Genomic DNA, 8,467 nt, shown 5'->3' with positions numbered 1-8,467 from the left:
GCGCCTGACCGACATCGGCGGCGTGCAGGAGGCGGCGGTGCTGGCTCGCGAGGACGTGCCGGGGGACAAACGTCTGGTCGCCTATTACACCGGCGCACGGCTGGAAATCGACGTGCTGCGCGGTCACCTGCTGGAGCACCTGCCGGACTACATGGTGCCGGCGGTGTTCGTGCATCTCGATGCGCTGCCGCTGAGTCCGAACGGCAAGCTCGACCGCAAGGCCTTGCCGGTGCCGGATCAGGCTTCGGTCATCACTCGCGAGTACGAAGCGCCGGTCGGCGAGGTGGAAATCCTTCTCGCCGGACTCTGGGCTGAACTGCTCAACGTGGAGCGGGTAGGGCGCCACGACAACTTTTTTGAACTGGGCGGGCACTCATTGCTGGCGGTCAGTCTGATCGGCCGGTTACGTCAGGAAGGCATGGAAGCCGAGGTCAGGGCGTTGTTCGAACAACCGACCCTGGCCGGATACGCCGCAATTACGGAAAGAATGGAGATCGTCCTGTGAACGTGATCGAACTGTTGGCAACACTTAAAGCGAAAGACATCCAGTTGGCGGTCACCGACGACCAGTTGCGCGTACAGGGCAACAAACAGGCGCTGAGCGATCCGGCGGTGCTGGCGCTGTTGCGCGAGCACAAACCGGCGCTGATCGAGTTGATCAAGGCCGGGCAATATTCAGCGACCAAGAGCGGTCAGGTCGACGTGCCGCCCAATGGCATTGCACCCGGCACCACACGCATTACTCCGGCGATGCTGACCCTGGCCGAACTCGATCAGGCGACCATCGACCGTCTGGTCGAAGACGTGCCGGGCGGCGCGGCCAACGTGCAGGACATCTACCCGCTGGCACCGTTGCAGGAAGGCATTCTTTACCACCACGTCAGCGCTACCCAGGGCGATCCGTACGTGATGCAGGCGCATTTCGCCTTTGCCGATCGCGGGCGTTTGAACGCGTTCGTTGAGGCCTTGCAGGCCGTCATTGATCGCCACGATATCCTCCGTACGGCGGTGGTCTGGGAGGGGCTGGATACACCGCAACAAGTGGTCTGGCGTGAGGCCGGATTGCCGGTGGAAGAGATCGATGCCGAAGGCGATGCGCTGGCGTATTTGCACGAACGTTTCGATGCCCGGGAATTCCGCATGGATGTAAGCCGGGCGCCGATGATGCGTCTGGCCCATGCCTGGGACGAAGCCGGGCAGCGGGTGGTCGCGACGCTGCTGTTTCATCACATGGCGCTGGATCACTCGGCGCTCGACGTGGTACGTCATGAGATGCGTGCGTTCCTCACGGGGCAGGGCAATCTGCTGGGGCGGCCGGTCGCGTTTCGGGATTACGTGGCGCAGGCGCGGCTGGGTGTCAGCGAAACCGAGCACGAGGCGTTTTTTCGCGACATGCTCGGCGATATCGACGAGCCGACCTTGCCGTTCGGTTTGCAGGATGTGCAGGGTGACGGGCACGGCATCACCGAACTGAGCGTGCCGGTCGATCCGGCCTTGGGCCTACGCCTGCGGGGGCAGGCGCGGCAGCTCGGGGTGAGTGCGGCCAGTCTGTTCCACCTGGCCTGGGCGCAGGTGCTGGCCACGCTTGCCGGCAAGCAACGCGTGGTGTTCGGCACGGTGCTGATGGGCCGTCTGCAAGGCGCCGAAGCCACCGACCGGGCGCTGGGCATTTTCATCAACACCTTGCCGGTGCGAGTAGACGTCGATGCTCAGAGCGTGCGCAGCGCCGTGCAGGCGACCCACGCACGCCTGACCACCTTGATGCGCCATGAACACGCGCCGCTGGCGCTGGCCCAGCGCTGCAGCAGCGTGGCCGCACCGACGCCGTTGTTCAGCGCCTTACTCAATTACCGTCACAGCCATGGCGCCGCTTCGGCCAGCGCACAAACCCTGTCGGCATGGGAAGGCATCACCACCCTGCACTCGGAAGAGCGCACCAACTATCCGCTGACCCTGAGTATCGACGACCTGGGCGACGCCTTCAGCCTGACCCTGCTCGCCACCACTGAGGTCGATCCGCAACGGGTGTGCGATTACATGCTCGGCGCCTTGAACGGTCTGGTGTCCGCGCTGGAGCAGGCGCCGGATTCGCCGGTCAGCCAGGTGCCGATCCTCCCGGAGGCGGAGCGCGAGCAGATCCTGCGCGGCTTCAACGCCACCCGGGCCGACCATCCGCAAGGGCTGACGATTCATCAGCGTTTCGAAGCGCAAGTCGTCGAACGGACGGAAGCGGTGGCGGCGGTGTTCCTCGGTGAACAAGTGACCTACGCCGAGCTGAACCTGCACGCCAACGCCCTGGCCCATCATCTGATCAGCCTGGGCGTTCGCCCTGATGATCGCGTGGCCATCGTCGCCCGCCGCGGGCTCGATACGCTGGCGGGACTGCTGGCGATTCTCAAGGCCGGGGCCGGTTATGTGCCGGTTGACCCGGCGCATCCGCCCGAACGCCTGAGCTACCTGCTCAGCGACAGCGCCCCGGCAGTAGTGCTGACCCAGAGCGATCTGCGTGACCGGTTGCCAACGCTCGATGTGCCGGTGATCGACCTCGACCGCCGCACCTGGCCACTGAGCCTGGCCCTCGATCCGCAGGTGCCGGGCCTGACCACAGGGCATCTGGCCTACGTGATCTACACCTCGGGGTCCACCGGTCTGCCCAAGGGCGTGATGGTCGAACACCGCACCCTGTCCAACCTCGTCGACTGGCATTGCGGCGCGTTCGATCTGTGCGCCGGTCGTCACACTTCAAGCCTTGCCGGCTTCGGCTTCGACGCCATGGCCTGGGAAGTCTGGCCGGCCCTTTGTGCCGGTGCGACTCTGCACCTGGCGCCAGCCCGGGACGGCAACGAAGACATCGACGCCTTGCTCGACTGGTGGCGTGCGCAACCGCTGGATGTGAGCTTCCTGCCAACGCCGGTGGCCGAATACGCCTTCAGTCAGAACCTTGAACACCCGACCCTGCGCACACTGCTGATCGGCGGGGATCGCCTGCGACAGTTCAGCCGTCACCGGCATTTCGACGTGATCAACAATTACGGTCCGACCGAAACCACGGTGGTGGCGACCTCGGGCAAGGTCGAAGCCGGGCAGACGCTGCACATCGGTCGGCCGGTGAGCAATGCCACGGTGTATCTGCTGGATGAGCGGCAACGTCCGGTGCCCATCGGCGTGGCGGGGGAGTTGTATGTCGGGGGCGCCGGGGTTGCCCGGGGTTATCTGAACCGTCCGGAACTGACGGCCGAGCGCTTTCTCGACGATCCGTTCAACGGCGGGCGCATGTACCGCACCGGTGACCTGGCGCGCTGGCAGGACGACGGCACCCTCGAATACCTGGGACGCAACGACGATCAGGTGAAGATTCGCGGCGTGCGCATCGAACTGGGCGAGATTGAAACCCGTCTCAACCAGCTCCCCGGCATTCAGGAAGCGGTATTGCTGGCCCGTGAAGACGAACCCGGCCAGCCGCGTCTGGTGGCCTATTACACCGAACAGACTCAGGTCGAACCGCAACCGGTGGCTGAGCTGCGCGCCTGCCTGCTGGCGCAGTTGCCCGAGTACATGGTGCCAGCGGCCTTCGTGCGACTGGACGCGTTGCCACTGACCGCCAACGGCAAGGTCGACCGCAAGGCCCTGCCGGCGCCGGATCGCGCGGCGTTGTTCACCCGCCATTACGAAGCGCCGCATGGCGAGCTGGAAATCGCGCTGGCACGGATCTGGGGCGAAGTGCTGCAGGTCGGGCAGGTCGGGCGTCGGGATCACTTCTTCGAACTGGGTGGTCACTCGTTGCTGGCGATGCGCATGGTGTCCCAGGTGCGCCAACGTCTGGGTGTCGAGCTGGCCCTGAGCGACTTGTTTGCCAATGCCGAACTGGCAGCGGTCGCCGAGGTGCTGGCCCAAGCCGGTCGCAGCTCACAACCGGCCATGTTGCCGGTGCCACGGGACGGCGCGTTGCCGCTGTCGTTTGCCCAGCAGCGGCTGTGGTTTCTGGCGCGCATGGAAGGGGTCAACACCGCTTACAACATCCCGCTGGGCCTGCGCTTGCGCGGTCATCTCGACGAGGCGGCGCTGCAACGGTCACTGGCGCGGATCATCGACCGCCACGAAACCCTGCGCAGCCGTTTTGTCCCGCACGATGATGACGTGCAGGTAGTGATTGCGCCGGTCGACAGCGGCCTGCTGCTGCGGGTCGAGGATCTGCGTCAGCATCCACACGCCGACGAAGCCATGCAAGCGTTGATCCGTGAACAGGCCGCGACCCCGTTCGATCTACAACACGATCCGTTGATTCGCGGGCGACTGGTGCGGCTGGCCGACGATCACCATGTGTTGCTGTTGACCCTGCACCACATCATTTCCGATGGCTGGTCGATGGGCGTGCTGACCCGTGAACTGATGGCGTTGTATCAGGCGTTCAGCCGTGGCGAGGCCGATCCGCTGCCGCCACTGGCGCTGCAATACGCCGACTACGCGATCTGGCAACGCCGCTGGCTGAGCGGCGAAGTGCTGCAGCAACAAAGCGATTACTGGCAGCAGACCCTGGCCGGCGCCCCGACCTTGCTGGTGCTGCCAACCGACCGTCCGCGTCCGGCGCAACAGGATTACACCGGCAGCAGCGTCGAGTTCCGGTTGGACGAGCCACTGAGCGCCGGGCTCAAGGCGCTGAGCCAGCGGCACGGTGTGACGATGTACATGACGATGGTGAGTGCCTGGGCGCTGTTGCTCAGTCGCTTGTCCGGCCAGTCGGACGTTGTGATCGGCTCGCCGGTTGCCAACCGTGGCCGCGCGGAAGTCGAAGGGCTGATCGGGTTGTTCATCAACACCTTGGCGCTGCGGATCGACACTTCCGGCGGGCTCAGTGTCGAAGCGTTGCTGGCTCGGGTGAAAACGCTGACATTGCAGGCCCAGGCCCATCAGGATTTGCCGTTCGAGCAGGTGGTGGAAGTCACCCGGCCGGCGCGCAGCCTGTCCCACAGCCCGTTGTTCCAGACCACCCTGAGCTGGGAAAGCAGCTCAGGGCCGGCGCTGGAACTGGGGGAGATGGCGCTGGAAAACGTGGGCGGTCCGGCCCGCTTCGCCAAGTTCGACCTGTCGCTGACGTTGGGTGAAACCCGCAGCGGAATTCGCGGCGTGCTGGAATACGCCACGGCACTGTTCGATGAATCGACGATCCAGCGTTATGTCGGCTACTTCGAGCAGTTGCTGCACGCGATGGTCGCCAACGATCAGGCGCAGCTGGAACAGCTCGAGATGGTGCAGGCTCACGAGCGTGAACAGTTGCTGGTTGCGTTCAACGACACCCATGCGGAGTTTGTGTCGGGGCTGACTATTGCGCAGCGATTCGAGGCGCAAGTGATCGAGCGGCCCGCAGCGGTCGCGGCGGTCAGCCAGGGGCAGGCGTTGACCTTTGCCGAGCTGAACCGGCAGGCCAACACCTTGGCTCATCACCTGATCGGGCTGGGCGTTCGTCCTGATGATCGCGTGGCCATCGTCGCCCGGCGCGGGCTGGATACGCTGGTGGGGCTGGTGGCCATTCTCAAGGCCGGGGCCGGTTATGTGCCGGTGGATCCGGCGCACCCGGCGGAGCGTTTGAACTATCTGCTGAGCGACAGCGCGCCGATGGCGGTGCTGTGCCTGAGTGATTTGCGTGAACGACTGCCGGCGCTGGACGTGCCGGTGATCGACCTCGATTTGCAGGCCTGGCCGGACACCGAGACCGGCAATCCGCAGGTGCCGGGCATGACCCGCGAACACCTGGCCTATGTCATCTACACCTCGGGTTCCACCGGCCTGCCCAAGGGCGTGATGGTCGAACACCACACCTTGAGCAACCTCGTCGACTGGCACTGCAAGGCGTTCGACCTGTGCGCCGGGCGTCACACGTCGAGCCTCGCCGGTTTCGGCTTCGACGCCATGGCCTGGGAAGTCTGGCCAGCCCTGTGCGCCGGCGCGACCCTGCACCTGGCGCCGGCCCGCGACGGCAGCGAAGACGTGGACGCGTTGCTCGACTGGTGGCGCGCGCAACCGCTGGACGTGAGCTTCCTGCCGACCCCGGTGGCCGAATACGCGTTCAGCCAGAACCTCGAACACCCGACCCTGCGCACACTGCTGATTGGCGGCGACCGTCTGCGTCAGTTCAACCGTCAGCAGTCCTTTGATGTGGTCAACAACTACGGCCCGACCGAGGCGACAGTGGTTGCCACCTCGGGCATCGTCGAGGCGGGGCAGGCGCTGCACATCGGCAAACCGATCGCCAACGCGACGGTTTACCTGCTCGATGAACAGCAGCGTCCTGTGCCGGTTGGCGTGGCCGGAGAGCTGTATGTGGGTGGCGCCGGTGTGGCGCGGGGTTATCTGAATCGTCCGGACCTAACCGAAGAACGCTTCCTGCGCGACCCGTTCAACCACGGCCGGATGTATCGCACGGGCGACCTGGCGCGCTGGCGCGCCGACGGCTCCATCGAATACCTGGGGCGCAACGACGATCAGGTGAAAATCCGTGGTGTGCGCGTCGAACTGGGGGAAATCGAAACTCGCCTCAATCAGTTGCCCGGCATCCAGGAAGCGGTGCTGGTGGCCCGCGAAGACGAACCCGGGCAGGTGCGACTGGTGGCGTATTTCACTGAACAGGTGCAGGGCGAAGCGCTGGCTGTGTCCGACCTGAGGGCGCATCTGCTCGGTCAACTGCCGGAATACATGGTGCCGGCGGCCTTCGTCAGGCTCGACGCGCTGCCGCTGACCGCCAACGGCAAGGTCGATCGCAAGGCCTTGCCGGTGCCAGATCGCAGCGCCTTGTTCACCCGCGACTATCAGGCGCCGCAAGGTGAACTGGAAACCACCCTGGCACAGATCTGGGCCGAGGTGCTGCAGGTCGAGCAGGTCGGGCGTCAGGATCACTTTTTCGAGCTGGGCGGTCATTCGTTGCTGGCGATGCGCATGCTGTCTCAGGTGCGCCAGCGGCTGGGGGTGGAACTGACCCTCGCCGAGCTGTTCGCCAATGCCGAGCTCGCCGCTGTGGCCGAGGTTCTGACCCGGGCCGGACGCTGCACGCAACCGGCGATCATGCCGGCGCCGCGTGACGGCGCGCTGCCGTTGTCGTTTGCCCAGCAACGGTTGTGGTTCATGGCGCAACTGGAAGGCGCAAACACCGCCTACAACATTCCCCTCGGCCTGCGCCTGCGCGGTCGCCTCGACGAAGCGGCCCTGCAACGGGCATTGGCGCGGATCGTCGAGCGTCACGAAACCCTGCGCAGCCGCTTCGCCCAGTTCAACGATGAAGCCCAGGTGCTGATCGCGCCGCCCGACAGCGCTGTGCTGCTGAGGGTCGAGGACTTGCGCCGGCACCCGCAGGCCGACGACGCCTTGCTCGCGCTGATTCAGGGCGAAGCCTCGGGGCCATTCGATTTGCAGGATGATCCGCTGATTCGCGGACGTCTGGTGCGACTGGCCGATGATCATCATGTGTTGCTGCTGACCCTGCACCACATCGTCTCCGATGGCTGGTCGATGGGTGTGTTGACCCGCGAGCTGATGGCGCTGTACCAAGCGTTCAGCCACGGCGCGGCCGATCCGTTGCCGCCGCTGGCGTTGCAGTACAGCGACTACGCCGTGTGGCAGCGCCGCTGGTTGAGTGGTGAAGTCTTGCAGCGTCAGAGCGATTATTGGCAGCAGGCGCTGGCCGGTGCGCCGGCCTTGCTGATGCTGCCGACCGACCGTCCACGCCCGGCCTTGCAGGATTATGCCGGCAGCAGTGTCGACATCCGGTTGGATGAACGCTTGAGCGCTGGCCTCAAGGCGCTGTGCCAACGCCACGGCGTGACGCCGTACATGGCGGTGATGAGTGCCTGGGCGATGTTGCTCGGTCGCTTGTCCGGGCAGTCGGATGTGGTGATCGGCTCGCCGGTCGCCAACCGTAACCGGGCGGAAATCGAAGGGTTGATCGGACTGTTCGTCAACACGCTTGCCGTACGCATCGACACGTCGGGCGCGCTCACCGTCGAGGCATTACTGGCCCGGGTCAAGGCCCGCACGCTTGAGGCGCAGGCCCATCAGGATCTGCCGTTCGAACAAGTGGTGGAAATCACCCGGCCGGTGCGCAGCCTGTCCCACAGCCCGTTGTTCCAGACGTTGCTCAGTTGGGACAGCGGCAGCGGTGCGACCCTGGCGCTTGGTGATCTGACGCTGGAAGGCGTGGCCGAGCCGAGCCACTTTGCCAAGTTCGATCTGTCGCTGACGTTGGGCGAGGCCCAGGGTGTGATCCGGGGTTCGCTGGAATACGCCACGGCGTTGTTCGATGAGTCGACGATCCAGCGTTACGCCGGTTACTTGCAGCAGTTGCTTCAGGCCATGGTCAGCAATGATCAGGCATTGCTGGAGCAGGTCGATGTGCTGGCGGAGGATGAGCGCCGGCATTTGCTGCATGGCTTCAATGCCACTGACGTTGATTACAACCTTCAGCAAAGCATTCACGGTC

At 65.0% G+C, this 8,467-nt stretch carries 2 protein-coding genes; both read left to right on the top strand.

Annotated features, from left to right (window positions below):
* Positions 1-505: phosphopantetheine-binding protein (locus ACKLNA_RS28995; protein WP_408987837.1), on the top strand; the 505-nt coding region annotated here is incomplete at its 5' end.
* On the top strand, positions 502-8,467 hold a 7,966-nt coding region (locus ACKLNA_RS28990; protein WP_408987836.1), incomplete at its 3' end, for an amino acid adenylation domain-containing protein. The genes ACKLNA_RS28995 and ACKLNA_RS28990, both read left to right, overlap by 4 nt.

It is taken from the genome of Pseudomonas sp. UV AK001 (assembly GCF_046097675.1).
GTDB lineage: Bacteria > Pseudomonadota > Gammaproteobacteria > Pseudomonadales > Pseudomonadaceae > Aquipseudomonas > Aquipseudomonas kribbensis.
Note: the sequence above shows the minus strand (reverse complement) of the source record. Positions and strands in the feature narration are given on the sequence as shown.